Here is a 26,230-nt window from a genome sequence, read left to right on the forward strand (position 1 = left end):
TCGTATCAGATTGTTCATGAAGTATTAAATATGAAGACAGACGGAAAATACACCTGAAAAATTGTTAGATTTTTTCTGAATTACTCGAGCTCAAGAATAGTTTCGGTCTAATTGGAGAATCCTATCCATAAGGTGGTGAAGTTATGAAAAAGAAAACTGTAGCGGTTACGACCATATTCTTTACTTTTTTTGGCTTTGCGTGGTTAATTGAATCACAAGATCGGTTTAATAGAGGAATCATTGAAATTGAAGACCCTACCAGTATGAATATCAGGCCGGTTCAATATGGTGAAACAGAAGAAGTGGAAGAAGAAGTAACGAGAGATCCCATTCCTCAAAGACAACCATTTGGATCGCGGGAATATATTCGAGTCGTGCCGCATTCTGGCCCTGAGACCCAACAATAAGGTTCTGTCCTTTCTGCAATGAATGGAAGGGGCAGTCTTTTTGTCATTTTCACGAAATGAATGATAGGTATATAGTCATTGTTCCTTCTGTTTCTATACCCTTTTCAAGATACTCATAAACGATTATGATGAGAGTGGTTGAAGAATCGTTATGGGAGAGTTTTGATTGAAAAATACATACTTAACAAGTTACTTGCCTCTTTTTTCTATATTATTATTTAGCCTTACGTTTTCCGTATATGGTGTGGAAGTGTTTGTAGACATCTTCAAGAAAATTGGTGTCTATCCCGGAATGAGGGAGTTTTTATCGGATATGCAATTAAAGCTCGCCATTTTGATTTTGTTAATGGTTGCTTTTTTTATGGTGTTTGCTGCCTTGAAGCTGATAGCGGAGACGATCAATGGTGTATCCATGCTGTTTTTCTCCATGGATTCGAATGGTTTATTGTATAACCGCGTTCGAACAGGCTCGATGATTTACTTTATCGGTGGCCTCGTGTCTGTCCTGAGTCTGAAATCCTTCCTGGGACTTTTGATCATATTTACTTTAAGCTCCATCGTGTATTTTATTTATTTTGTTTATAAAATAAGTCCATCCCTCTCGAAAATGGGAATCATCGGAGTCGTCAGTTTACAGGTGTTCTCGTGGTCATCCTTATTCTTAACGATATTCTTTGTTTTTTTGAAATTATACAACGGGGTGATGGCGAGTTTGCCAGTGATGTCGAAGGTGAAATTTTAGTAACAAAAGAGTCTTCGGCACATGCTGAAGACTCTTTTGTTATTCCATGATTCTTTTCCAAATCTTATGACTTGGCCGCTGTTGCTCGATCTGACTCATGTTCCGGGGGATGTCGTGCCCGACCCATACTCCAGTAGTGAAGGTGTCTGTTAATCCCATCACCCAGTAGTCATGATAGTTATTGGTGGTTCCGGTTTTGATTCCCACATAAGGTTTTGAAACGTAAGCTGTCCTTCCGGTTCCCGAAGTAGCTGCTTCGCCCAGCATTTTTCTTATTTTGGATGTTGTATCTGCGGACCATACCTTCTTCTGATCATTCTTCCATTTATAAAGAATCTTACCGTTATTGTCTTTCACGTGAATAATGGCATGACTCTCCTGGTAATTCCCATCAATAAAAGATGTATAGGCATCGGTTAATTCCAAAGGGCTCATTCCATAAGTGAATCCTCCAACCGATGAAGCAAACGTTTTGTCCTCGTTTGAGACCTTTTTAAATGAAAAAGCAGATAGGGATTTAAAGGCTTCCTCTATTCCGACTCTTTCCAGCAATCGAAGTGCCGAACTGTTATAGGATTGCGCCAGCGATTGTTTTAACGTCACGTTACCAGGCTGAACCCCTCCATAGTTTATAGGGCAATAATCACCGATGCAGTACCGGTTCGCATTCACTTTATCTGTAATGGAAGCCTGGTATTTCTCAATATATGGCCCATATACAAGAAGTGGTTTTATCGCTGATCCTGGTTGCCTGAAGGCTTGAAATGCATGATGAAAATTGTATTTCTGATACTCCCTGCCGCCGGACAAGGCCACAATGTTCCTTGTCTTGTTGTCGATGGTGATAGTGGCTCCCTGTAGCTCTTTCTGTAAATTATCATTTAAGGCTTGAACACTTTTTTGTTGAAGAGCTGGATTTAAAGCAGTTTGAATCCGGACACCTGAGGAAATCACTTCCTGAAAACGTTCCTCAAGCTTCTGAGCGATCCTTTCCTTTTCTTCAGGAGATTCTGCATTTTCTAATTCCAATTTGTACCCCTCGTGCATGGAGATCAGTTCTTTTAATTCGTTTTCAACGTAAAAAGCGTAGTCAGGGTATAAGTCTTTTTTCTTACGAACGTTTAAGCTAATCGGAACTTTTTTTAGTTTTTCCGCCTGTTCTTTAGAAAGCTTGGACGTAGCCACTAGAATATCCAGGAGGCGCTCCTGACGAACTTTCGTTTGATCGAAATGATCGATGGGATCATATTTTCCCGGGTTATTGGGAATCGATGCAATGAACGCCATCTCTGCCTGATTGAGTTCCGTTACACTCTTCTGAAAGTAGTACTGTGACGCAGTTTCAATCCCATAAACACCATTACTGAAGTAAATGACATTCAGATAAAGCTCTAAAATTTCATCTTTTGATAATGATTTTTCAATTTCATGGGCATAAAATAACTCGGTCAATTTACGATTGTACGTTTTTTCCTGACCTAGATATAAATTTCTTGCGAGCTGCTGTGTAATCGTGCTCCCACCCTGTTGAATGTGGGTAAACACTAAATTTTTCACAACAGCCCGAAGAATCGCTCCGGCATCAAATCCAACGTGTTCATAAAAGTTCTGATCCTCTGACGCGACTAGAATTTCCTCCATAAAGGGAGGAATCTGTTCATCCGAAACATATAAACGATAGGGACGGTTCACCTCTGAAAAGACATGCCCGTTTTGGTCGAGGAGTAAGCTCGTCCGATTCAGGTCTATGGTATCTACACTTACAGCGAGTTCCAGTTCCTTTTGAAAGCTTTGTACTTTGTTTAATTCATCCGTCGTAAAAAATAATGTGGTAAAAAATATGAGCATAAAACTAATAACCGTTATATAACCTGCGAAAACTCTCATTTCTCACTCTACTTTTCTAGTAATCTTTCACATGGCTGGTTGATTCAGAATGACGTATACTCCACCATAGTAATCCAAACGCGCCCAAGAATAAAGCACCTGTTACATAAAAAACGGAAGAAATACCAATATATCCTGACACAACCCCTCCGAAAGCAGGTCCAACCACGTTTCCAAGAAAACGAAAGCTTTGATTGTATCCAAGCACTTCCCCTTGCATGCTTATAGGGGCTTCCTGACGGATATAAGCCGTCACACAAGGAATCATCCCGCCAATCGCGATCCCAAACAAGAAACGGAACAGGACGAGTTGCCAAAGTTCAACAGCAAGTGCTTGAGGCACGATGAAAATAGATGCCAGAACAAGGAGAATCGATAAAACTTTTTCATAACCAATATCATCACCAAGCTGACCCCATCGTCTGGTCGCGAGTAAATTACCAAATCCGGTAGCAGAGAAAGCAATTCCCGCCAGAAATGCCAGATTCGTAGAAGAGGTAAGTTCGTCTACATAAAGGGCGAGAAGAGGCTGGATGCTAAAATTCGCAACCTGGATAAGGAATGACAGTAATAGAACCGTCACTAATAATTTGTGACTCAAAATATGGTGAAGCACTTCTTTACTTGAATACTGGTTTCGTTGATTCCGTTGCTCTTTGCTCCGTTGCTCATTAATGCCTATTAATACAACAGTTGCTGCTACGGCAATGGCAATGGAGGTGAAAATAAACGTGTAGGAAAAGCCCACATTATCGGCGAGGATCCCACCAATCACCGGACCGAATAACCCTCCTGACACGGTTCCCATTTGCAAGGTCCCCAATGTGCGACCTGCTTCTTCCTTGGGGGTCTGGGCGGAAATAAGGGCCATTGAGGTAGGGATGAAGCCTGTCACAGCCCCCATGACCATTCGAAGCAGAAAGAGTCCCCACACCGAATCCATAAAGCCCATTAGAAAAATGGACGCAGCGATTCCGTACCCTGTAATAAGGAGGATCGGCTTATACCCGAAACGGTCTCCGATCCGTCCCCATAATGGAGAAATAAAGAAAGCCGTTAAAAATGTAACCCCAAACACAAACCCTGACCAGCGCTGTACATATTCTTCACTGTACGTACCAAAGGTTTCGATATAAAGGGATAAAAACGGCAAGACCATTGTCGCGCTTGCCGCTACCAGGAAATTGGCCAAAAGCATAATCGTTAAATTCTTTTTTTTGATTGAAATGGTTAACACCTTCTATGTGATATTTATTTCGTATACCTAAATATTCATTTTATTAAAGATACAGTCTCCAGTCCAACGAAGAACATTTATTCACGGTGAAAACCGGGAATTAGTCATAATTTCTAGGTTCAACATGATATAATGTAAGAATAAGAAGTATGGGAAAGTGACGTGTGTACCATTATTTTTGCATTCTATTTATTATAGATAAATTGGGGTCTTATCCACATTTTGAGGAGGGAGTATTGTGGCGAAAGCGGATCAGCTTGTGTTCATAGATTTTGAGTTTTCTATGCCGGAACGACATAGAGTCCCCAAAGGTTTTTATCCAGAGATTATCGAAGCTGGTGTAGTGGTCGTTCAGAATGGGAAAGTGTCAGATACGTTTTCATCTTATGTGAAACCGACTGCGTTTCCCAAACTAACCAATCGCTGTAAACGGTTCTTATCGATCAATCAGCAAGAAGTCGATACGGGAATATCGTTTCATTGCTTGATCGACTATTTTAACGGTTTAAATGCAAGGGGAGTCGAGAAGGTAGTAACGTGGGGAAACATGGATATGAAGGTACTGAGGGATAATTGTTCCCAGACTGATATTCCATTTCCTTTCCAAGCTCAATTCGTCGACTTGTCCATGGAATATAAACGCTTCTTTGGTGATCAAAACCAAACGGGGCTATGGAAAGCAGTTCAGGAATACGGTAGAGAAGGAGTCGGAAAACATCATAAAGCATTAGATGATGCCCTCACCACCCACCATATCTACAATCTGGTCGAAAAAGACAAAAAATACCTCGATAAAGCTGAACCTACAACCATAGGGGACAGAATCGACCTCTCCAAATTTTACAATCAGCTTGCATGATGAAATGAGGGACGGACCTTACTAAGGTCCGTCCCTCATTTTGGGTTAAAATGTCAGACTGTACATAAGTTCATATTCTCTCTGAATGGACTGGAGTGTTTCCAGGCTCTTTTGGGCGTGAGGGGAAGAATCTGCTTCCAGCTCATTTTTAAGAGTAAGGTAGGCAGCCACTAATGATTCATTATAGTCTACTATGTTCCCATCAAAGGGCTTGACCATTTTCTCCGGCATGTTTGCCTGCTCACGGTGGGCAAGGGCTTTTCTCTCGTGAAACAGTGGAACATCCACCTCCTGAGGATTATGCAGGTCCCCTTGTCGAGGGTGTTTTAACACTGAGAGAATCTTCACCACATAGGCACCTGGCCGCTCTCCGGTCACCTCGCCGATATACTTCCCGGTTTTATAAAAAGCTGTGACATAATCACCAATTTGTATGTTTTTCATAAAAAATCCTCCTCTAATACTTCAAACTCTATTATAATGAAAGCGGAATGAATTGAGAAATAACTACTATAAAGGTAACATGTGGAGGTACATATATGAAGCGTCTGATGATTGTAATCCTATTTTTACTAGGTTTAGTACTTGCTTCTTGTGGACAAACAGAGAAGGAAGATACCGCTAAAGAAGAAACACAACAAACAGAGGAAAGTAAGAATACTGCGGAAGAATCCAAAGGAGATGACACAATGACATTCCCTCAGCTTACAACAGAAGTTGCTGAAAACGAGAAATTAGTAGAAATGAAAACCTCAATGGGAACGATTAAAATAAAGCTATTCCCCGAGCAGGCACCTAAAACAGTTGAAAACTTTATTACTCATAGTAAAAACGGCTATTATGACGGACTGAAATTCCATCGCGTGATCAAAGACTTCATGATCCAGGGGGGAGACCCGAATGGAAATGGAACGGGTGGAGAAAGTATTTATGGTGAATCCTTTGAAGATGAGTTCTCACCTGAATTGTTCAACCTTCGTGGCGCCCTTTCCATGGCCAATGCAGGTCCTGATTCGAATGGAAGTCAATTCTTCATCGTGCAGAAGGATGACATCGATCCACAGTTTGAAGAGCAAATGAAATCAGCAGGATTCCCATCAGAAATCATTGACGCTTACATGAAGAATGGTGGAACGCCTTGGCTTGATCAAAAGCACACCGTGTTCGGTCAAGTGGTTGAAGGAATGGACATCGTTGATGAAATTGCCAACGTAGAAGTTGGTGCGAACGACCTTCCAAAAGAAGAAGTTGTGATCGAAAGCATTAAGGTTGTAAAATAGGAATGAGAGAGCTGTGAACCCTTTTGGAGGTTCAGGGCTCTTTTTTTTATAGCGTGGAGGATCTGAAGGTTCAGGATATGCAGGAATATACAAGTATTTCCTCGGAAATTGTCGAGGCTTGTTCCCGGGGCTGTTCAATAAATCGTTAAAAACGGACCGAATTCAAGTTGGTTTGTCCTTTACAGTGTTGGTATAATAAAAGAAGAGTTTGTTTTTTGAAAGGAGCTTACGATGCTTTCTTCTTATGTATTAAATTTATTTCTTTACTTTCCTGAAGATAAGTCGGAATATATCCCGGCAAGCATTACAATGGCCATCTTCTTAATAGCTGCCTTATTGACGTTCCGTTTAATTATAAAGGTTTCAAAACGTGAAGAATTGAAAACGAAGAAGATGGAAGAGGAAGCGGGGCAGCGTAAAAGGGAATCAGAATAAAAAGAATGAAACACGCTTAAATATAGGCGTGTTTTTTTGTTGTGTTGATTCACCCCGATTTTCTTCTAATACCGTCTCCAACCTGCAGCTTCTTTTCGGGCAAAAAAGGAATACTTTTTCCCTCAAACGTCAACAATGGAGGAAGAGTATGCAGATTTGGAGGAAGAGCGATATGACAAAATTATCACTATTATATATGATCTTGATGAGTGTTTTACTTGGGGCATGTGCCATTGAAAACCCCAAAAAGGTCGAAGTGGAAATGAAAAATGAGAACGGGGATTCACTTGGAAAAGCCACCCTGCAAGAGAAATCAGACGGAGTGGAAGTCGGCTTGGATCTTGAAGGCCTGCCACCGGGTGAGCATGGGATTCATATCCACGAAAAAGGAGTATGTAAACGTCCGGATTTTGTATCTGCAGGGAATCACTTCAATCCGGATGACACCAAACATGGACTTCTTCATCCTGAAGGGGCCCATGGAGGAGACCTGCCTAATATCATCGTGGATGATGACGGGACAACAAAGGCAAAGCTGATGGCAGGGGGGGTCACCTTGACAAAAGGGAAGACATCTCTATTTACAAAAGAAGGTACTTCTTTGATCATTGATGAAAATAAGGATGATGGCATGACGCAGCCTTCTGGTGATTCCGGTAAACGTATTGCCTGCGGGGAAATTGTGAGCGATAAAAAGAAGTAGAGTGTGTGCGGATTTGCAGCACAGTGTACCAGGTACAAATAGTTCGAATTGTACCAGGTACAAATAATTCTAATTGCACCTGGTACAATTAGAATTTGAAAAGTAAAAAAAACGTGCAAAAGTTGAAATTAACACCCTCTACCCCAACCGATTTCATTCCAGATGGTCACTCAATTCAATGCTTGAACCAATTTATTAACCCAACACTCATTGGTTTGTCCTTATTCTAATCAACACACTAAGATATTTGTGTAATAACATCTTTAAGATTCCAGCTGATGAAAAGGGATACCAATCGATCAAAGCGATGACCTCCCCTCTTTAATACAAAAAACGGGAAGAGTTGCCGGCAACTCTTCCCGTTTTTAACATCAGCTTAAAGCTTTTCGCAATCTTTCCAACCCATCCATCAGCGTCCCTCGTGGACAGGCAATATTCATTCGTACAAAGCCTTCCCCGCCAGGACCGTATTTCGTTCCGGGTTCCAATGCGAGTTTTCCTTTATCCAATAGACGTTCCTTCAGTTCTTCATCTGATAGATTCATCTTTGTGCAATCAATCCAGAGCAGGTACGTTCCTTCTGCGTCCACCACTTGAAGATTGGGTAAATGCTTCCCAATGAACTCCTTCGTGACTTTCACATTTTCCTGCAGGTACGCAAGTATTTCTCCCAGCCATGCCCCACCAAAGCGATAAGCTGCGTCCATTCCAACAATCCCAAACGTATTGAGAGTGAAAAAGCCCTGTTTTTTATGAATGGCGGCGATCTTTTCCCGGAGATCGGGATTGGGAGTGATCATGGCTGAAGCCTGTAATCCAGCGAGATTAAAGGTTTTACTTGGTGCGATGCACGTGATCGTTATATCCCGGAACGAGTCATTCAGAGATGCTAATGGAATATGCTTGTGCGTGTCGTATACCAGATCTGAGTGAATTTCATCCGAGACGATCACGACATTGTACTGATGGCATAATTCAGCCATTTTCGTAAGCTCTTCTTTTTTCCATACACGTCCGCTCGGGTTGTGTGGATTGCATAGTAAGAACAGTTTTGCGCCTGTTTTCAGTGATTCTTCAAAGGCATGATAGTCAATGGAATAGCTGCCGTCTTTATACTCTAATTGAGCATTGACAATTTCCCGGTCATTGTCCTCCACCAAGCTGAAAAACGGTGTATAGACGGGGGACTGAATGAGTACTTTGTCACCGGGTACAGTGAGGGCTTGAATAATGGTTGAAATGGCCGGCACGACTCCTGGACTGTACTGCAGCCACGTCTTCTCGATGTCCCAGCCGTGACGATTTTGTACCCAGTCTTTAATGCTTGATGCCGTTTCATCCCCTACAAAGGTATAGCCAAAGATTCCGTGCTTCAATCGTTCCTGCAGGGCATCCAATACATCTTGTGGAGGAAGGAAATCCATATCTGCCACCCACATGGGCAAAACATCGTCTTTTCCAAATACCGTTTTCGTCAGATCCCACTTTACGGAGGATGAACCTTTTCGGTTGATGATTTCTTCGAATTTACTCACAAATTTGTCCCCTTTCTAAATATGTAATGATTAATATAATCATATGATGTAATCGAAAAAGATGAAAATTATTTGTTTATCCTTATTGCGGATCTTGTTCGATTTAACTTGTAACATAAAAAAGGGACTTCTCCCTACGTTTCAGAAATGAGCGCTTGGGAAAGTCCTTTTTTGTATAGTGGTTGTGTCTGAGTATCGTCGGAAAACTCTGCCGCATTTGCAGATACAAATTGATGAATGTATTCCAATACTTCCTCAGGCTTCTCTTCAGGAACGAGATGACCGGTTTCCTCTAGGACCACCAGCCTTGAGTTCGGGATATCCTGTTTCAACTTATGCCCCGTGGATAGGGGTACCACTCTGTCATGTTCTCCCCAAACAAGGAGGCATGGTGTTTGGATGTTACGTAAGTCGTTCCCTGATAAATCTCCTTCACGGTCTCGAATCATCCTTGTTAAGGCCTTGAAAATATCATCCTCCAGAAAAGGTTTCAAATATCCAAACATCATTTCATCATCAATCATTTTTGAATCATGTACCACATTTTCAAGATTATTCCTTACACCTGATCGAGTAAGCCACAGCTTTACATACAGATGGAAAAAGGGGATGTGACTCAGCATCGTGACAGGCCACTTCATTTTCTTGAGATAGCCGGAACTGCATAGGAGAACGCCTTTTTCGACTAATGAAGGTGCTTTTTTCATCACGTTCAAAGCGATTTGACCACCCATTGAATGACCAGTTAAATGGACATTCCTTACATTCAAGTGATCCAATAAGGCGATGACCGTGTTGGCCAAGTTGTCGTAAGAATAGATAAATCGGTTGTTTTTCTCGCTATTCCCAAAGGGAGGAAGATCGATGGAAATGACATTATAATTTTCTTTCAAAAGAGGTGTAAGCCGTCTAAAGCTAAAGGTTGACGATAGAAATCCATGAAGAAGGACGAAGGTTTCCGAGGCTGTAGGATGCTGATGATGTTCAAAGTAAACATTGGCACCATTCACTTGAACCACTTTTGCAAAATCTTGTTCTTGCATACTTCGTCACTCCTCTCTACTGGCTTACAGGTATTTTACCCGTATTTACTCATTTAACACCTCTATTTGAAAGTTGTAACATATTCAATTGTAATTATAGATGGAATGGGGAAAATAGCCTTAAAGTGATGAACCCTCTTTTCATAATAGTGACTTCTGATATAATAAAACCATTTAGTGGTGATGAGGAGGAAGAAGAATGCAACTAAGAGAAATGGAACTGGATTTAGTTAGGATTTTACAGAAGGATGCCAGGATTTCCACCGAGAATTTAGGGAAAATGCTTCAAGTATCAACAGATGAAATAGAGGAAGCGATTGAGAAGCTTGAAAAAGACAATGTTCTGGTCAGATACAGTACCGTTGTGGATTGGTCCAAGGTAGAAGGACATGAAGGGGTTACGGCGATGATCGATGTAAAAGTCGCTCCAAAAAGAGGAGTAGGATTTGATGAAGTGGCTCACCGTATTTATCGTTACAAAGAAGTGAAGAGCGTCTATCTAATGTCGGGGGCGTATGACCTTTCTGTGACGGTGGAGGGCCGATCCATGCACGAAGTGGCTACCTTTGTGTCTGAGAAGCTATCGACTCTTGATTCTGTATTATCTACAACAACTCACTTTCAATTAAAGAAATACAAACATGATGGAACCATTTTTGGTGATCATGGTGAAGATAAACGAATTGTGGTGTCACCATGACAACAAAGACCTCTTACATATCTCAATCAGTGAAAAACTTAAAGCCTTCCGGTATCCGGAAATTCTTTGATTTGGCTGCAAATATGGAAGGCGTCATTTCGTTAGGGGTTGGGGAACCAGATTTCATTACCTCATGGACGGTTCGAGAAGCCGCGATTCTGTCCTTGGAGCAAGGCTATACCTCATATACAGCAAACGCAGGCTTACTTGAGCTCCGGGAAAAGATTGCTGCGTATATGAAAGATGGATACTCCGTCGACTATGATCCGAAAAACGAGATCATTGTGACGGTCGGTGCCTCTCAAGCCCTTGATATCAGTATGCGGGCAATCATTGATCAGGGAGATGAAGTGATTGTAGTGGAGCCAAGCTTCGTTTCCTACGTACCACTTGTTCAATTGGCAGGGGGAGTACCTGTAACGGTTGAAACCAAGCCGGAAAATGACTTCAAAGTCACAGCCGAAGAACTTGAAGCAGCCATCTCCCCGAGAACGAAAGCCGTCTTACTCTGTTCGCCAAATAATCCAACAGGGACGGTCCTTGAAAGAGAGAACCTGGAGGAATTGGCAGAGGTGATTCGTAAGCATGATTTGGTGGTCCTTTCAGATGAAATTTACTCTGAGCTGGCCTATGATCATCACCACGTGTCCATTGCATCTTTAAAGGACATGAGAAAACGTACCATTGTGATCAATGGATTTTCTAAAGGGTTTGCCATGACGGGCTGGAGGCTGGGTTATATTTGTGCACCTGAAGAGATCGCTTCGTCATTACTTAAAATTCATCAATACGCCATGATGTGTGCGTCTACGCCTGCCCAACATGCCGCGGTGGAGGCACTGGAGAAAGGGATGGATGATGTGATGGAAATGAAGCGAAGCTATCGCCATCGACGCCACTATTTTGTGGACTCTTTAAATGAACTGGGATTAACCTGTCACACCCCGGGAGGAGCTTTCTATGCCTTTCCATCCGTTAAGAAAACAGGAATGTCTTCAGAGGAATTCGCAGAAAAGCTTCTTATGGAAGAAAAAGTTGCGGTTGTACCTGGTAATGTATTCGGAAAAGGCGGAGAAGGATATATTCGTTGTTCTTATGCTTCAAGTATGGAGCAGCTGCAGGAAGCTGTGAAACGGATGAAGAGATTTGTTGAGAATCATAGTTAGAAAATGAAGGGTGCCAGGCACAAAGAAACACATTTGTGCCTGGCACCTATTTAATTTGGGCAAAAAAAAATAGGACGATGAAATATCGTCCAACAAATGAAAACAAAAGGGGGAATACTTAGAAAGCTTATTTTCAGTATGACCCCTTTTTCAATTATTTATACATCATTTTATAAAAAGTTTTTAAGGCTGGCTCTTTTCGTATTTCAACTCATATAACATTTGCATCACACGCAGGAAATCATCTTCAGAGAATTCCTTTGCCTTGCGGAGGATCAACTTCGTTCGTTTGGGACCCAATTCTTTGATCAGCTGCTCCATTTCAACATCAACTCCGGTCGGATGATGATCCTTGACTTCCCGTTCAAGCAGCTCGGAAGCTGGTATATCAAGAACGGTTGAAAGCTTTAGAATTGTTTGTGTATCAGGGATTTGCAGATCGGATTCATACTTTTCAATCGTCTTCGTGCCTAATCTGGCCCTTAAAGCAAGCTCCTGTTGAGATAATTTGCGCTCTTCGCGTACACGTCTTAAATTCTCACCAAAGTGTGACATGCTAAAGTCCCTCCCCATAGAATATCTTCCTTATATCTATAGTTTATCACCATTTGGAAAAAAATAGCCCGCCTTCTAGTGAACAAAATGTTAAAAATAAAAGGTCCGTCTTTAGGGACGGACCTCTCATTTAAGATATGAAAACAAGTAGAATGGCTACGGGTACGATGTAGCGCAATAGAAAGATCCAGCAGTTGAACAGGGCCGGTGATATAGACGAACCGGATTGGACTTCGCTCCATACATCTTCTCTCTTTAATCGGTAGGAAACGAATATACTGATCAGTAATGCCCCTATCGGCAATCCGAAATTGCTCGTTATATAATCGGCAAAGTCAAAGAAGTTCTTTCCTTGAATGAGAAAATCATCGAATACACCAAATGAAAGGGCACTTGGAATACCTGCAAAAAACACAAGGATTCCGATTAACCATGTAAATGGCTTTCGTTTCGATTGATTTCCTTTTGACAGTGCAGCCACTCCGATTTCAAGTATGGAGAATGCGGAAGTCAAGGTTGCAAACAATAATAAAATGAGAAATACAGTTAAGAAAATGCCGCCGAAAGCAATTTCATTAAAGACGGCTGGCAGGACAACAAAAGCAATTCCAGGTCCTTCATCCGGTTGGAAACCAAGGGCGTACACAGCAGGGAAGATGACCAATCCTGCCAATAATGAGATAAAGATATTTAACCCGGATACGCTGATGGCGGACCGTGGCATACTATCCTCTTTTGAAAGATAAGATGCATACGTCACCATGACAGAGAGTCCGACAGTAAGGGCAAAGAATGCCTGTCCTAGCGCAAGTAACATCGTTTCCCCATTCAAATAGCTCCAGTCCGGCAATAACAGGAAGCGGACACCTTCCATTGCGCCTTCCAAGGTAAGGGACCTGATGACTAAAATAATAAATAAGATAAATAAAGCCGGCATCATATAACGACTTGCACGTTCAATCCCTTTTTGAATCCCGCCTTGTACCACAAGTATTGTGATCACAATAAAGATGAATTGTGCAATCAGCACTTCCTTAGGATTTGCAATGATGCTTTCGAATAAGGTTCCATACTCCTCTTGGGTTTTCCCAATTAAAGAGCCTGTAACACTTCTGGCCAAGTAAGAAAGGATCCATCCGCCCACAACACTGTAAAACGATAATATGATAAAAGAAACAACCGTTCCTAAATATCCGATCCAGTGCCAATAGGAATGAGGAGCCAACTTTTTATAGGAAGTGACAGCGTCGGCTCCAGCCCGTCTTCCGATGACAAACTCTGCCAAAAGAATGGGAGCACCGATCAAAACGGTGAAAAGGATAAAGAGTAAGAAGAAGACACCCCCTCCATTTGCACCAGCCATATACGGGAATTTCCAAATGGCACCCAGCCCTATAGCAGAACCGGCTGCCGCCAGAATGAAACCAATCTTAGAAGTCCACTGTTCTTTTTTGGCCAAGATCAAGATCCTCCTTTCAAAAAAATAAGATTTTTCAATCGTACTATGTTTTACACCCTCTGTACACCGGATTTTTAAATTTTCAATATATAAGAAATATGGGGGTGAATACCATTAAATGAGTGATAGCGAACAATTTGGCAACATGTATTTCCATTTATTATGTGTGAAAACGTTTGTAAACATTACAATTAACCTAATTTCTAGAAAACTAGTCAAAAACATGATGAATGGGCTGGAAATTTCTCTAAAATGTAGTATACTAATTGTAACAAAACGTTCACAAATTATTCTTTTTTTCGCCATAATTGAAAGCGTTTACTATCGGATTGGAGGGATTTACTATGGATGTATTTCTTGTATATCTATTTATCGCAACGGCTACTCCGCTATTTCTTTGGATAGAACATCGTAAGTGGGCGGTTCTTCATATCCCATTTGTTATAGCCTTATGGGCAGTATTTATTTATTACGTAGCCGTTCCGGAACTTGGAGGATGGGGACATGTGACGTTGTGGAGCCTATTTGTTGCAAACCTTGCATTCGCCCATATTGCAGCCTTCATGCTGTATGCCTTGCCATTTATCCAAAAGCAACGAAAGAAAAAATCAATCACTGTAAAGAATTAGTCTGATCCAATTTGAATTGGGTTAGGCTTTTTTTTTTGTCTATTTTAAAAGAATAAATTAATGGTAAATAAATGAAACAAAATCCACTTTGTAGTCGTTACATAAATGAAAGCATCATAGAAAAAGGGGGGAAATTCGAGTGGAAAATGAGCACTTGATCGAACGTGCGAAAAAAGGAGATCTGCAGGCATATAGCCATTTAATCACATATTATTTTCCCATCGTGGAACGGTTTGCCTATCAGATGGGGAATTCCATCGCTGATATACCAGACATTACTCAGGAAGTGTTCATTCGTGTGTACAGATTTTTAGACGGGTTCTCTTATGCGAAGTTTACAACCTGGCTTTATAAAATCACGTTAAATGTGTCGAGGGATTTTAAACGAAAAGAAAATCAGCATAATAATCGAGTGAAAAAAATCGGGAATGAACCCTCAGGAGACGTCATTACTCCTCAAGAACGTATCCTGAGACAGGAAGAGGATCGCATGCTGCACGAATGCATCCAAATGCTGGATGATAAATATCAAATACCGATCATCCTTACTATTTTCATGAAAAGAAGTATGAAGAAATGGCTGAAATACTGTCAATCAATTTATCTACTGTCAAAACAAGACTTTTAAGAGGGAAAAACCTCTTGAAAAAAGAACTGGAAGAGGCTGAAAAAAGGGAGGGGAGATTGAATGGATGACAAGATGCTTGAAAAACGCATGGAATTATTGAATCAATCGTATAAGAAAATTCCGGATCAGACCAATCCCTCAGACATCATACAAGCCATAAAACAAGAAGGGAAATCCCAAAAGAAGCGAACACTTATTCATTGGCCATACGTCGCAAGTTTCATTGGTGTCCTTCTGATCGGTGCGGTTCTCATCCTGCAGCTTACGATGGATGTACCGGGAAGACAGAATGGGAATCAAGCTGATTTTGCCGGTGAGTCAGACCAACGACTTCAAAGGGAGATAGAAAATGCGAAAGCTCAATATGATGTAAGGAAAATTCAAGCAATGGAGCGGCTCGGGTTTACGGAAGGCATATTTAATTCGACTGTGATCGCACGGGATGCAGGGAGGCAACTCACATATATCGAGTCCATTCCAAAGCGGGACTTCTCAAATGAAAGAAAAGTGGAGTGGATCCAGAGAGCGAGTGACGAGTTGACTCAGATATTGGCTACTCCTGATGTGATGATGAAAAATCTGAAAGCTCCTTTAACGATGGAAGAAGCAGAAGTATGGGTTGATGATTTTATTAAAAAGGAACAAGATATCCTCCCTCTATATGAGGACGAGTTGAATAAGTATGGTGAATATTGGAAGCCTTATGTTGAGAACGGAGAATTGAATATAAAGGAGTTCAATCATATGAATAACGACTATCCCCCCAAACTATGGTTATTGCGGGATGGAATATTCAATAATGCAGTTAAGCTATCGTATAACAGTGAGACGGACCGGCTTGAAACTACATTGGATGTGGAGTACTTCAGGATGATCACAAGTCGTGGAGCCTTACCGGAAGGGTATGAATTGTATATGATTACCCGTTTTGATCCAGTCATTAAAGCAGGTGAATTTACAGGGACATGGAAAGAAGCAGTTGATCGCTTGATGGACTACGAAAAGATGTTAAAGGAATTGCCGGAAAATTCAAGGTTCAGGGTGGAAGTGAAGCTTGAATACGATCTTCTCTATCAAAACTTTACAGATGGAAATGTGTATCAGCCCATCTTTGATGAAAGTGATGAAATGAAATCACAAGTTGAAGAAACCTACCGATATATACTGAAAGAGTATCCAGAGTACACAACATCCCTTCATCTGAAAGAAGTATACGAAGAGTTAAGACGTGTAAATTTCGTTAAGCCAGATCGTTGGGTTCAGACGACACCGGTCATTTTGTCTTCAGAGACAGAAGAACTATATAAAGAGCGCTAAGTTACACTGTTTTAATAATTTTAAAAATTGGGAAGCATAACTAGTGAGAAAGCAATTATAGGTGAATAAATCAATGAAAATGGGGTTAGTTGCAGAGGTCTTATAGAATAAACTTTTGCCGAATCACGGATTCTATGATATAATCTACAATTGCGTGTAAAGACGAAAAATAATATATATACTAGGAGTGTTACCATGACTACAAAATTCGAAACAGGAACTGTTGTAACAGGTAAAGTTACAGGCATTCAACCATACGGTGCGTTCGTTGCACTTGATGAAGAAACACAAGGATTAGTTCATATCTCTGAAATCACTCACGGCTTTGTTAAAGACGTTAGCGAGCACCTTTCAGTAGGCGACGAAGTAAAGGTTAAAGTATTATCAGTGGACGAAAAAGCTGGTAAAATCAGCCTTTCTATCCGTGCTACAGAAGAAGCTCCTGCAGCACCACAAGCAAAACCTGCAGCAGCGAAAAAACCTCGCCGTCAAGGTCAAGGAAGTGTAAAGCAAGCAAACGAAGAAACAACACCAGCTGGCTTCAACACTCTTAAAGACAAGCTTGAAGAGTGGATCGAACAATCAGAACGTGAAGATCTAATCAAGAAATAATACAATTTTTAAGTAGACTGCCTTTCTTGGAGGGCGGTCTTTTTTATAGATTTGTTTTATATCCCTGGAGGTACCGGAATATCCTTTGAAAAAGAGGGATATTGCTCTTTTTTAGAGAATTGATAGATATAAATAGAAAAAATTGATGGGGAGAGGGAGAATATGAAAGAGGAAATAGGGAATCTTTTAGCTGGAAATCAATGCACTCATGTCCTTTATGCCTATCAGGATCGAAATAAATATTTAGAAAACGCCGTAGCCTATATTCTTGAGGGGATCGAAACTGGGGATTCCGTCGTTCTGATTGAGAACGAAAGGAATCTGAATGTGTTGCTCAAACGGTTAAAAACCCAATTAACAAGCAGCCAATTGGAGAGGATTCAGGTTATCAGTAACTTTGATTTTTATCAATCTAGTGGAAGTTACCATCCTCCAGCCATTTATGAACAATTAACAAAAGCCATTACCCCCTACTTAGAGAACGATATTTCTTTTCGCTCGTGGACAAATGTGGAGTGGGGCACATTAGAAGAGCCAACGTCCATTATTGAATGGTTTGAAACAGAAACGGATCGCGTTGTACACGAGTACAATCTGACCGTTGTCTGTGCGTATGATTCAAAGAAAATGCCAGATCAACTGGAAGACGCTTTAAAGAAAAATCATGGATATTTAATGTCGGATGAGAATATTCTGAACTCGAAAGTATATAGTAAAGCCAATTAGTCAGTAAATATATCGTTGATTCTCTTGATGAGAATCAACTTATTTTTTTTGAAGAAGGTTTGGCCGTTCGTGGAATAATCCATCATAAATTAACGAAAAATAATGAATTTTTGAACAATACACTTGTCCGTACCTCCTTAATGGCCTATAATGAGAAATGAAAGCGCTTAATTTAACGAAAATACATATATACAGGAGGATCTTAGATGCTTTATAATAATCCGAACACTGAAGGGTCACTGGTACAATTTAAAGACAAGTATGAGAACTTTATTGGTGGAGAATATGTGCCGCCAGCAAGTGGAGAATACTTTGAAAATGTATCACCTGTTACGGGGAAAGTTTTCACGAAAATTGCCCGTTCAAACAAAGAGGATATCGAAAAGGCATTAGATGCAGCACATGCAGCGAAAGACGCCTGGGGCAAAACTTCTGTTACGGAAAGATCCATCATCTTAAATAAAATCGCAGATCGTATGGAAGAAAATTTAGAAATGCTTGCTGTAGCCGAAACGTGGGATAATGGTAAGCCGGTTCGTGAAACATTAGCGGCAGACTTACCCCTTGCGATTGACCACTTCCGTTATTTCGCCGGATGTATCAGAGGCCAGGAAGGATCTCTTGGTGAGATCGATAATGATACGGTTTCATATCATTTCCATGAGCCAATCGGGGTTGTAGCCCAAATCATTCCTTGGAACTTCCCGATTCTGATGGGTGTATGGAAGATTGCCCCTGCCCTGGCTGCAGGTAACTGTGTCGTATTGAAGCCGGCTGAGCAGACACCTGCTTCCATCATGGTTCTGGTTGAACTGATTGAAGATTTGCTGCCTAAAGGTGTACTGAATGTTGTTCAAGGGTTTGGAGTGGAAGCAGGGAAACCCCTTGCGCAAAGTAAGCGTGTTGGTAAGGTAGCCTTCACAGGTGAAACGACAACTGGCCGACTGATCATGCAATATGCATCTCAAAACATTATCCCTGTTACGTTAGAACTTGGTGGAAAATCACCTAATATCTTCTTTGAAGATGTAATGGATCAGGATGATGATTTCCTTGATAAAGCAGTCGAAGGTTTCGTGATGTTTGCACTTAATCAAGGAGAAGTGTGTACATGTCCTTCAAGGGCGCTGATCCAGGAATCGATCTACGATAAGTTCATGGAGCGTGCCATCGAACGCGTGAAACAAATCAAGCAGGGGAACCCGTTGGATTCAGATACAATGCTGGGTGCTCAAGCTTCTCAAGAGCAATTGGATAAGATTCTATCTTATATTGAGATTGGGAAAGAAGAAGGAGCGGAATTGCTCATCGGTGGTGAGCAAAATACACTGGATGGAGATCAGGAGGCAGGTTTCTATGTGAAGCCGACGGTCTTCAAAGGCAACAACAAAATGCGTATTTTCCAGGAAGAAATCTTTGGCCCTGTTGTTTCCGTTACAACGTTCAAAACGAAAGAAGAAGCCCTTGAAATCGCCAATGATACTCTTTACGGACTTGGAGCAGGTGTATGGACACGTGATATGAACACGGCTTACCGTTTCGGTAGAGAGGTTCAAGCAGGACGCGTATGGACGAACTGCTATCACCAATACCCTGCACATGCGGCATTCGGTGGATACAAAATGTCCGGTATCGGTCGTGAAAATCATAAAATGATGCTATCACACTATCAACAAACGAAGAATTTACTAGTTAGCTATAGCCCTAAAGCGTTAGGATTCTTCTAAAATGGAACAGCGACTAGAGGCAACTGAACAAGCCCTTCAGCTGATTGAAACGTTAAAAGGCAAGCATGGGGCCCTCCTGTTTCATCAGTCTGGAGGATGTTGTGATGGCAGTTCTCCTATGTGTTTAAGTCAAGATGATCTGATCATTGGTGACAGTGATGTATTAGTAGGTACTGTAGCCGACTGTCCTTTTTATATGAACGAACAACAATATGAGTATTGGAAGCATTTCCGGATCATATTGGATGTAAAGGAAGGAAGGGGAGGAGTGTTCTCTTTGGAATCAACGGAAGGCGTACGCTTTATTACGGATTCCAAACTGATCAAAGCATAAATGTGAATCTTATGGTTCTACCCTTCTACTCTCAATAATAATTTCTAGAGACAACTTTTTTATAGGTTGTCTCTTTTTTATTGTCTTTAGAGCGATTGATTGTGTGGGTATGCCTATCGTATGCTGACTTTACTAATTTTAACGATTACAATTTTAGAATGATTATAATTTGTAATTGACTTTCGTTCTCAAATAGTTAAAATAAAACTATAATTACTTAATAATTATTATAATCTAAAGGAGTGTCTGAAGTGGATAATAGAAAACTAACAACGAATCAAGGTGCCCCGATCGGCGATAACCAGAACTCATTGACAGCTGGGGATAGAGGACCTGCGCTGCTTGAAGATTTTCAACTAATTGAGAAGCTGGCTCATTTCGATCGTGAGCGAGTTCCTGAAAGAGTCGTTCACGCCAGAGGAGCGGGAGCGCATGGTGTATTCATTACAAAAAACAGCATGAAAAAATATACGAAAGCTGCACTTTTTCAGGAAACTGGCAAAGAAACACCTGTATTTGCCCGTTTTTCCACCGTCGTCCATGGCCAGCATTCACCGGAGACCCTGCGCGATCCCCGTGGATTTGCCGTCAAATTCTATACTGAAGAAGGGAACTGGGATTTTGTGGGGAACAACCTGCCTGTTTTTTTCATTCGTGATGCCATGAAGTTTCCGGATATGGTCCATTCTTTAAAACCTAATCCACAAACGAATATCCAAGAACCTGAGAGATATTGGGATTTCATGTCATTAACTCCTGAATCAACCAACATGCTGCTGCATCTCTACACAGATGAAGGGATTCCTGCTAATTATAGACAAATGCGAGGGTCAAGTGTGCATGCATATAAATGGGTGAATGCTGCCGGGAATACTGTTTATGTGAAGCTAAGCTGGAAACCAAAGCAAGGCATTGAAAATTTAACAACAGAAAAAGCAGCTGAAGTTCAAGGGAAAGATTTTAATCATGCAAGCCGTGATCTATATGAATCGATTGAAAAAGGGGATTTCCCGGAATGGGACCTGTATGTGCAGGTGCTGGACCCAATGGATATGGATGCCTTTGATTTCGATCCTCTTGACGCAACGAAGGATTGGTCAGAAGGTGACATTCCATCTCATTTTGTCGGAACCATGATTTTAAATAGAAATCCTGAAAATATTTTTGCTGAGACAGAATCAGTGGGTTTTAACCCAGGAGTGCTAGTAAACGGGATGCTTCCGTCAGAAGACAAGTTGCTGCAAGGAAGACTATTCTCTTATTCAGATACACAGCGTTACCGAATCGGTGCAAACTACCTGCAGCTCCCGATCAACTGCCCATTTGCTCAAGTGGCCAATAATCAGAGGGACGGACAAATGTCGTTCAAGCAGCAAACGAGTCCGATAAATTATGAGCCGAACAGCTTTAATGATACGCCGAAAGAAGTGTCAGGGTATACAGAGGTTCATCAGCCGATGGCAGGAGAAACAGGAAGACAGAAGATCCAGAAAACGGACGATTTTGGTCAGGCCGGTCACATTTACAGAAGCTATCCCGAAGAAGTGAAGAAGCAAGTCGTGAAGAATATTTCAAGTGAATTATCAGGAATCAACGAAAGAATTGCCCTGCGTGCAGTGTGCAATTTCTTCCGGGCGGATGAGGGGCTTGGGAAGGATTTGGCGAAGAGTATCGGGTTGGATCTGACGCCATATTTGCAGCATGTGAAATAAAAATGGATGAGTACTGGTCTTTTTATCGGTGAAGGTGTGCTGATGAAAGGGCTGGTGCTCTTTTTTCTATTGTTGGGGAGATGTAAGCAACGCGACAAACAGCATCACCGCGCCACCAAAAAAGCCACTCCCCTAAAAGGAAAGTGGCCACATACCAACATTAAAACGCATTCCGCTCAATCCCATACTTCCGTATCCGATACTGCAGATTCTGCCTGCTCATACCAAGGGATTTCGCTGTTTTAGTGATATTAAAGTCATGGTATTTCAACGCTTTTTGAATATAATAGGTTTCAGCTTCTTCCATGAAAATTTCCAACGGCTTGATTTCGGTTCCAGATTGGTAAAGAAACTCCGATTCATCCTGACTATTTTCTCCTGTCGAAGTATGATGAATCCTCTGCCTGAATCCGAATGGAAGATGATTGAAGCCAATCTCTTCTTCAAACCCCACCAAGCTAAATGCTCCTTCAATGACATGCTCAAGCTCCCTCACATTGCCTGGCCAGTCATACTGGTGGAAAATTTCACTCACTTCATCCGAAATCCCTTTAATACCCATAGCGAAATGGTGGTTGAACTGGTCAATGAAATAGTTCACAATCTCCGGTAAATCTTCTTTTCTCGAGCGGAGAGAGGGGATAAAGATTGAAACAATGCTCAGCCTGTAATAGAGGTCCTTTAATAACCGCCCTTCTGCAATTGCGTCGATGGGATCCTCGTTCACAGTCGCCATCACCCGCACATCATATGGAAGGTCCGTCCCTTGGGAAAAGAAGTTTAGCAGCTTCTCTTGAAGGGAAAGGGGTAATGAGTTAATTTCGTCCAGTAGCAGTGTGCCTCCCTGTGCTTGTTGGAAGAGGGAGGGGCGGTGTTCTTCCGGATTGCTGTCCTTTCGCTTCTCGTGAAACAGGATTTCTTCTAGCTTATCATCATGTAGTGACGAGCAATTCTGGGTGATGAAAGGGCGATTGGCACGGGCGCTGTCGTTGTGGATGCTTTGTGCAAAAAGCTCCTTTCCGGTACCGATTTCACCACATATCAACACAGGGGAAGACGTCCTTGTCGCCCGCTTTCCGGTTTCGACGGCGTCCTGCAGTCGGTGATGTTTACCGATGATGCTGTCAAAGGTAAATAAACTGCTTGGACGCTTATTTATATGATCTCTCATCACCTTTTCGAGTTTCGTGATGTCTCTGGCAATTTCAATCGCCCCAATTAGCACTTCATCGTGAAAGATCGGAAAGGTGTCGTTCATCGTCGTGATTTCGATTCCGTTCATATTAAAATAAGTTTGTTTCACATTAAGGGTTGGTTCCTTTGTGTTCAGAACTTTAAGAAGGGTACTTTCTTCTTCAGAGTGAAATTGGAAAACATCCAGCAAATTTTTATCCAGGACGTCTTCAATTTCCATCCCTTCGATTTCGCGCATTTTTCGATTGTAGATGATGGTTCTTCCGGTAGAATCGATGACATGTATGCCTGATTCGAGATGTTCAGCGACTTTTTCGTACATATACAAACGTTTTTCTGATTCCAGCATGCTGTCTCTCTCCTCTTCTTTTTCATTAGGTCTTACTGCAAAACGTATCGTCTATAAAGCATCTATTTGCGCAAATTTTCCTTCCGTCCGTTACTGAATTGATGACTGTTAAGCAATTAAATTGGCAAAAAGAGCGGATTTATAAAAAATTTTAAAAAACTCTTGAAAAATGCAACTATCTTTTGCATTATTATAAGTGTAAGGGTTTTCTAAATGCAAACTTTTTTTGCATATCTGTTAACTAACCTCGTCATAAGCCTTTAAAAATAGAATGTTTTAAACAAGGAGGAACTTTCATGGCAGTAAGTACTCATTCGATTATCGAACAAACGGAAAAGTATGGTGCGAAAAATTATCATCCCCTACCAATCGTTATTTCAGAAGCAGAGGGTGTATGGGTTAAGGATCCTGAAGGGAATAAGTATATGGATATGCTTAGCGCCTATTCAGCTGTAAATCAGGGACATCGTCATCCAAAGATCATACAGGCATTAAAAGATCAAGCAGATCGTGTGACATTGACTTCACGTGCTTTCCACAACGATCAATTGGCTCCTTGGTACGAGAAGATTTGTAAGATGACCGGTAAAGACATGGCTCTTCCAATGAACACTGGTGCTGAAGCAGTGGAAACAGCGATCAAGACAGCTCGCCGCTGGGCATATGATGTGAAGGGTGTAGCCGAAAACAGTGCGGAAATCATCGCATGTAACGGGAACTTCCACGGAAGAACGATGACAGCTGTTTCCCTCTCTTCAGAAGAAGAATACAAGCGTGGCTTCGGTCCGATGCTTCCGGGAATCAACTTGATTCCTTACGGTGACTTGGAAGCATTGAAATCCGCCATTACACCAAATACAGCAGCTTTCCTAATCGAACCTATCCAAGGAGAAGCAGGGATTGTATTCCCTCCTAAAGGCTTCATGAAAGCAGCATATGAATTATGTAAAGAAAACAACGTCCTATTCATTGCAGATGAAATTCAGGCAGGTCTAGCACGCTCTGGTAAAATGTTTGCGTGTGAGTGGGAAGATGTTGACCCTGATATGTACATCCTTGGAAAAGCACTTGGTGGAGGGGTATTCCCGATTTCTTGTGTTGTTGCCAATGAAGAAGTGTTAGGTGTATTCAACCCAGGCTCCCATGGTTCTACTTTTGGAGGAAATCCAATGGCATGTGCGGTTTCTGTAGCATCCCTGGATGTACTGATCGATGAGAATCTGGCAGAGCGTTCTCTTCAAATGGGAGAATACTTTATGAGTAAACTTCGTGAGATAGATAATCCTATGATTAAGGAAGTTCGTGGTAGTGGTTTATTTATTGGAGTGGAACTTAACGAACCAGCCCGTAAATACTGTGAACAGCTGAAAGAAGAAGGACTGCTTTGTAAAGAGACACATGATACAGTCATTCGTTTTGCTCCACCACTTGTCATCTCACAAGAAGACCTGGATTGGGCAATCGAAAGAATCAAAAAAGTATTATCTTAATCCCAAGGGTGAATAACCATTTAGCAAGAAGATTTTTTTCTTAGACTGAGCGTAATAAGGCGTGAAAATAAAAATTATTTCTTTACCAAGTCAATGGTTTAAGATACGGTAATATGTTACAATTACAACGTTTCAGATCACATAATAAAGAGGCGAATGTTTACAATGGGAGAAAACCTTAATCTGTTTACTTCTACACAGCATGTCATCAATGATGCTTTATCTAAGCTAGGATATACGGAAGAAATGTATGAACTTCTGAAAGAGCCGATTCGTATGTTGACCGTTCGAATCCCGGTTCGAATGGACGATGGCAGTATCAAGGTATTCACTGGCTACCGTGCACAACATAACGATGCAGTCGGACCTACCAAGGGCGGGGTACGATTCCATCCTGAAGTAGATGAAGAGGAAGTAAAGGCCTTATCCATGTGGATGAGCTTGAAATGCGGAATTGTTGATTTACCATACGGTGGAGGAAAAGGCGGGATCATCTGTGATCCAAGAACGATGTCTTTCACTGAACTTGAAAAGCTAAGCCGCGGTTATGTTCGTGCCATCAGTCAGATTGTGGGTCCTACAAAGGATATTCCAGCACCTGATGTGTACACAAACTCACAAATCATGGCTTGGATGATGGATGAATACAGCCGTCTTCGTGAAAATGACTCACCAGGATTCATTACAGGAAAACCGATTGTTCTTGGTGGTTCCCAAGGTCGTGAAAAGGCAACGGCTCAAGGTGTTACAATCTGTATTGACCAAGCTGCAAAGAAACGTGGCATCGACATCAAAGGTGCACGCGTCGTGATCCAAGGTTTTGGAAATGCAGGAAGTTTCTTGGCGAAGTTCATGCACGATGCGGGTGCGAAGGTCATCGCCATTTCTGATGCCCATGGTGCCCTTCATGACCCGGCAGGTTTGGATATTGATTATCTATTAGATCGTCGCGATAGCTTCGGTACAGTAACGACTCTATTTGAAAACACGATTTCAAATAAAGAATTATTGGAGCTTGAGTGTGACATCCTTGTTCCAGCAGCGATTTCAAACCAAATCACTGAAGAGAATGTCTATGATATTAAAGCATCCATTGTGGTAGAAGCTGCAAACGGTCCGACTACCTTTGAAGCAACTCGAATTCTTTCTGAAAGAGGAATCCTGCTTGTACCGGACGTACTTGCAAGTGCGGGTGGAGTTACGGTTTCATACTTCGAATGGGTTCAGAACAACCAAGGGTATTATTGGACGGAAGAAGAAGTAAACGAGAAGCTTCATGCTAAACTTGTCGAAGCTTTCAACAATGTATACGAAACATCTCAGAATCGTCGAGTGAATATGCGACTCGCCGCATACATGGTCGGCGCACGCAAAATGGCTGAAGCCTCCAGATTCAGAGGTTGGGTGTAACGATCGCATAAAATAAAGAACGTGTTCTCAATTTATTGGGAATGCGTTTTTTTTTTCGGTTTGTAAAGGAATTTTCTATTTGTATCGAAATGAT

Annotated in this window: 27 protein-coding genes; 19 read left to right on the forward strand and 8 right to left on the reverse strand. The window is 41.5% G+C overall.

Annotated features, from left to right (window positions below; translation table 11 throughout):
- The first annotated feature begins 143 nt into the window (after nt 1-143).
- Complete coding sequence (locus Q1B03_RS16640) at nt 144-407, forward strand: hypothetical protein (RefSeq protein ID WP_299743802.1); 264 nt, start codon at nt 144-146, stop codon at nt 405-407.
- A gap of 166 nt (nt 408-573) precedes the next feature.
- Nucleotides 574-1,149 (forward strand): DUF5366 family protein, encoded by a 576-nt coding sequence (locus Q1B03_RS16645; RefSeq protein ID WP_299743804.1) that lies wholly within the window; start codon nt 574-576, stop codon nt 1,147-1,149.
- A 39-nt stretch (nt 1,150-1,188) separates the two neighbouring features.
- Here the strand turns inward: Q1B03_RS16645 and Q1B03_RS16650 are convergent, their stop codons facing one another.
- Nucleotides 1,189-3,036, reverse strand: coding sequence for a transglycosylase domain-containing protein (locus Q1B03_RS16650; protein ID WP_299743807.1), 1,848 nt, complete (start codon nt 3,034-3,036; stop codon nt 1,189-1,191).
- Nucleotides 3,037-3,052: 16 nt separating this feature from the next.
- Nucleotides 3,053-4,264, reverse strand: a complete 1,212-nt coding sequence (locus Q1B03_RS16655; protein WP_299744032.1) for an MFS transporter — start codon at nt 4,262-4,264, stop codon at nt 3,053-3,055.
- A gap of 247 nt (nt 4,265-4,511) precedes the next feature.
- On the opposite strand from Q1B03_RS16655, the gene kapD reads away from it, so the two are divergent.
- Nucleotides 4,512-5,132, forward strand: a complete 621-nt coding sequence (gene kapD / locus Q1B03_RS16660; protein ID WP_299743810.1) for a 3'-5' exonuclease KapD — start codon at nt 4,512-4,514, stop codon at nt 5,130-5,132.
- Between the two features lie 45 nt (nt 5,133-5,177).
- Here kapD and Q1B03_RS16665 read toward each other — a convergent pair whose 3' ends face one another.
- Nucleotides 5,178-5,576, reverse strand: coding sequence for a kinase-associated lipoprotein B (locus Q1B03_RS16665; RefSeq protein ID WP_299743813.1), 399 nt, complete (start codon nt 5,574-5,576; stop codon nt 5,178-5,180).
- Between the two features lie 95 nt (nt 5,577-5,671).
- Between Q1B03_RS16665 and Q1B03_RS16670 the strand changes: the two genes are divergently transcribed.
- From Q1B03_RS16670 to Q1B03_RS16680, 3 genes are all read left to right on the forward strand, one after another.
- Complete coding sequence (locus Q1B03_RS16670) at nt 5,672-6,412, forward strand: peptidylprolyl isomerase (RefSeq protein ID WP_299743817.1); 741 nt, start codon at nt 5,672-5,674, stop codon at nt 6,410-6,412.
- A 231-nt stretch (nt 6,413-6,643) separates the two neighbouring features.
- Nucleotides 6,644-6,847: a hypothetical protein gene (locus Q1B03_RS16675; protein ID WP_299743820.1), complete on the forward strand. Its 204-nt coding sequence runs from the start codon at nt 6,644-6,646 to the stop codon at nt 6,845-6,847.
- A 172-nt stretch (nt 6,848-7,019) separates the two neighbouring features.
- Nucleotides 7,020-7,550 carry a superoxide dismutase family protein gene (locus Q1B03_RS16680; protein ID WP_299743823.1) on the forward strand — a complete coding sequence of 177 codons (531 nt, stop codon included), beginning with the start codon at nt 7,020-7,022 and terminating at the stop codon, nt 7,548-7,550.
- A gap of 371 nt (nt 7,551-7,921) precedes the next feature.
- Here the strand turns inward: Q1B03_RS16680 and Q1B03_RS16685 are convergent, their stop codons facing one another.
- Both Q1B03_RS16685 and Q1B03_RS16690 read right to left on the reverse strand, forming a co-directional pair.
- On the reverse strand, nt 7,922-9,085 hold the full coding sequence (locus tag Q1B03_RS16685) for a MalY/PatB family protein (RefSeq protein ID WP_299743826.1): 1,164 nt from the start codon (nt 9,083-9,085) through the stop codon (nt 7,922-7,924).
- Between the two features lie 134 nt (nt 9,086-9,219).
- Nucleotides 9,220-10,128, reverse strand: coding sequence for an alpha/beta fold hydrolase (locus Q1B03_RS16690; protein ID WP_299743829.1), 909 nt, complete (start codon nt 10,126-10,128; stop codon nt 9,220-9,222).
- Between the two features lie 199 nt (nt 10,129-10,327).
- Here Q1B03_RS16690 and Q1B03_RS16695 point away from each other — a divergent pair, with 199 nt between their 5' ends.
- Nucleotides 10,328-10,828, forward strand: coding sequence for an Lrp/AsnC family transcriptional regulator (locus Q1B03_RS16695; RefSeq protein ID WP_299743832.1), 501 nt, complete (start codon nt 10,328-10,330; stop codon nt 10,826-10,828).
- Nucleotides 10,825-11,994 carry an aminotransferase gene (locus Q1B03_RS16700; RefSeq protein WP_299743835.1) on the forward strand — a complete coding sequence of 390 codons (1,170 nt, stop codon included), beginning with the start codon at nt 10,825-10,827 and terminating at the stop codon, nt 11,992-11,994. The genes Q1B03_RS16695 and Q1B03_RS16700 overlap by 4 nt, the downstream gene beginning before the upstream one ends.
- 183 nt (nt 11,995-12,177) lie before the next feature.
- On the opposite strand, the gene Q1B03_RS16705 is transcribed toward Q1B03_RS16700, so the two are convergent.
- Nucleotides 12,178-12,549, reverse strand: a complete 372-nt coding sequence (locus Q1B03_RS16705; RefSeq protein WP_299743838.1) for a helix-turn-helix domain-containing protein — start codon at nt 12,547-12,549, stop codon at nt 12,178-12,180.
- Between the two features lie 130 nt (nt 12,550-12,679).
- Nucleotides 12,680-14,008 carry a sodium-dependent transporter gene (locus Q1B03_RS16710; protein WP_299743841.1) on the reverse strand — a complete coding sequence of 443 codons (1,329 nt, stop codon included), beginning with the start codon at nt 14,006-14,008 and terminating at the stop codon, nt 12,680-12,682.
- A gap of 344 nt (nt 14,009-14,352) precedes the next feature.
- Here Q1B03_RS16710 and Q1B03_RS16715 point away from each other — a divergent pair, with 344 nt between their 5' ends.
- The 9 genes from Q1B03_RS16715 (at nt 14,353) to Q1B03_RS16755 (ending at nt 21,693) form a co-directional block, all read left to right on the forward strand.
- On the forward strand, nt 14,353-14,637 hold the full coding sequence (locus tag Q1B03_RS16715; RefSeq protein WP_148970727.1) for a spore morphogenesis/germination protein YwcE: 285 nt from the start codon (nt 14,353-14,355) through the stop codon (nt 14,635-14,637).
- 139 nt (nt 14,638-14,776) lie between these two features.
- Entirely contained in the window at nt 14,777-15,265 is a 489-nt protein-coding gene (locus tag Q1B03_RS16720) for an RNA polymerase sigma factor (RefSeq protein WP_299743846.1), read from the forward strand.
- The gene (locus Q1B03_RS16725; protein ID WP_299743848.1) at nt 15,214-15,333 is read left to right on the forward strand and encodes a hypothetical protein; all 120 of its coding nucleotides are present in this window, start codon (nt 15,214-15,216) and stop codon (nt 15,331-15,333) included. Before Q1B03_RS16720 ends, Q1B03_RS16725 begins: the two co-directional genes overlap by 52 nt.
- Complete coding sequence (locus tag Q1B03_RS16730; protein ID WP_299743850.1) at nt 15,326-16,582, forward strand: hypothetical protein; 1,257 nt, start codon at nt 15,326-15,328, stop codon at nt 16,580-16,582. The genes Q1B03_RS16725 and Q1B03_RS16730 overlap by 8 nt, the downstream gene beginning before the upstream one ends.
- Before the next feature lie 195 nt (nt 16,583-16,777).
- On the forward strand, nt 16,778-17,194 hold the full coding sequence (yugI, locus tag Q1B03_RS16735) for a S1 domain-containing post-transcriptional regulator GSP13 (protein ID WP_299743853.1): 417 nt from the start codon (nt 16,778-16,780) through the stop codon (nt 17,192-17,194).
- Nucleotides 17,195-17,356: 162 nt separating this feature from the next.
- Nucleotides 17,357-17,920: an MEDS domain-containing protein gene (locus Q1B03_RS16740; protein WP_299743856.1), complete on the forward strand. Its 564-nt coding sequence runs from the start codon at nt 17,357-17,359 to the stop codon at nt 17,918-17,920.
- 206 nt (nt 17,921-18,126) lie between these two features.
- Nucleotides 18,127-19,647, forward strand: coding sequence for an aldehyde dehydrogenase (adh, locus tag Q1B03_RS16745; RefSeq protein ID WP_299743859.1), 1,521 nt, complete (start codon nt 18,127-18,129; stop codon nt 19,645-19,647).
- A gap of 1 nt (nt 19,648) precedes the next feature.
- The gene (locus Q1B03_RS16750; RefSeq protein WP_299743862.1) at nt 19,649-19,981 is read left to right on the forward strand and encodes a DUF779 domain-containing protein; all 333 of its coding nucleotides are present in this window, start codon (nt 19,649-19,651) and stop codon (nt 19,979-19,981) included.
- Nucleotides 19,982-20,232: 251 nt separating this feature from the next.
- Nucleotides 20,233-21,693, forward strand: coding sequence for a catalase (locus tag Q1B03_RS16755; RefSeq protein WP_299743866.1), 1,461 nt, complete (start codon nt 20,233-20,235; stop codon nt 21,691-21,693).
- A 160-nt stretch (nt 21,694-21,853) separates the two neighbouring features.
- On the opposite strand, the gene Q1B03_RS16760 is transcribed toward Q1B03_RS16755, so the two are convergent.
- Complete coding sequence (locus Q1B03_RS16760; RefSeq protein WP_299743869.1) at nt 21,854-23,236, reverse strand: sigma-54-dependent Fis family transcriptional regulator; 1,383 nt, start codon at nt 23,234-23,236, stop codon at nt 21,854-21,856.
- Nucleotides 23,237-23,532: 296 nt separating this feature from the next.
- Between Q1B03_RS16760 and Q1B03_RS16765 the strand changes: the two genes are divergently transcribed.
- Together Q1B03_RS16765 and Q1B03_RS16770 are read left to right on the forward strand one after the other, a co-directional pair.
- Nucleotides 23,533-24,726: an ornithine--oxo-acid transaminase gene (locus Q1B03_RS16765; protein WP_299743872.1), complete on the forward strand. Its 1,194-nt coding sequence runs from the start codon at nt 23,533-23,535 to the stop codon at nt 24,724-24,726.
- A gap of 165 nt (nt 24,727-24,891) precedes the next feature.
- A complete protein-coding gene (locus tag Q1B03_RS16770; RefSeq protein WP_148970825.1) occupies nt 24,892-26,136 on the forward strand; it encodes a Glu/Leu/Phe/Val dehydrogenase in 1,245 nt (414 codons plus the stop codon).
- Nucleotides 26,137-26,230: the final 94 nt, after the last annotated feature.

It is taken from the genome of uncultured Rossellomorea sp., assembly GCF_947488365.1.
Lineage (GTDB): Bacteria > Bacillota > Bacilli > Bacillales > Bacillaceae_B > Rossellomorea.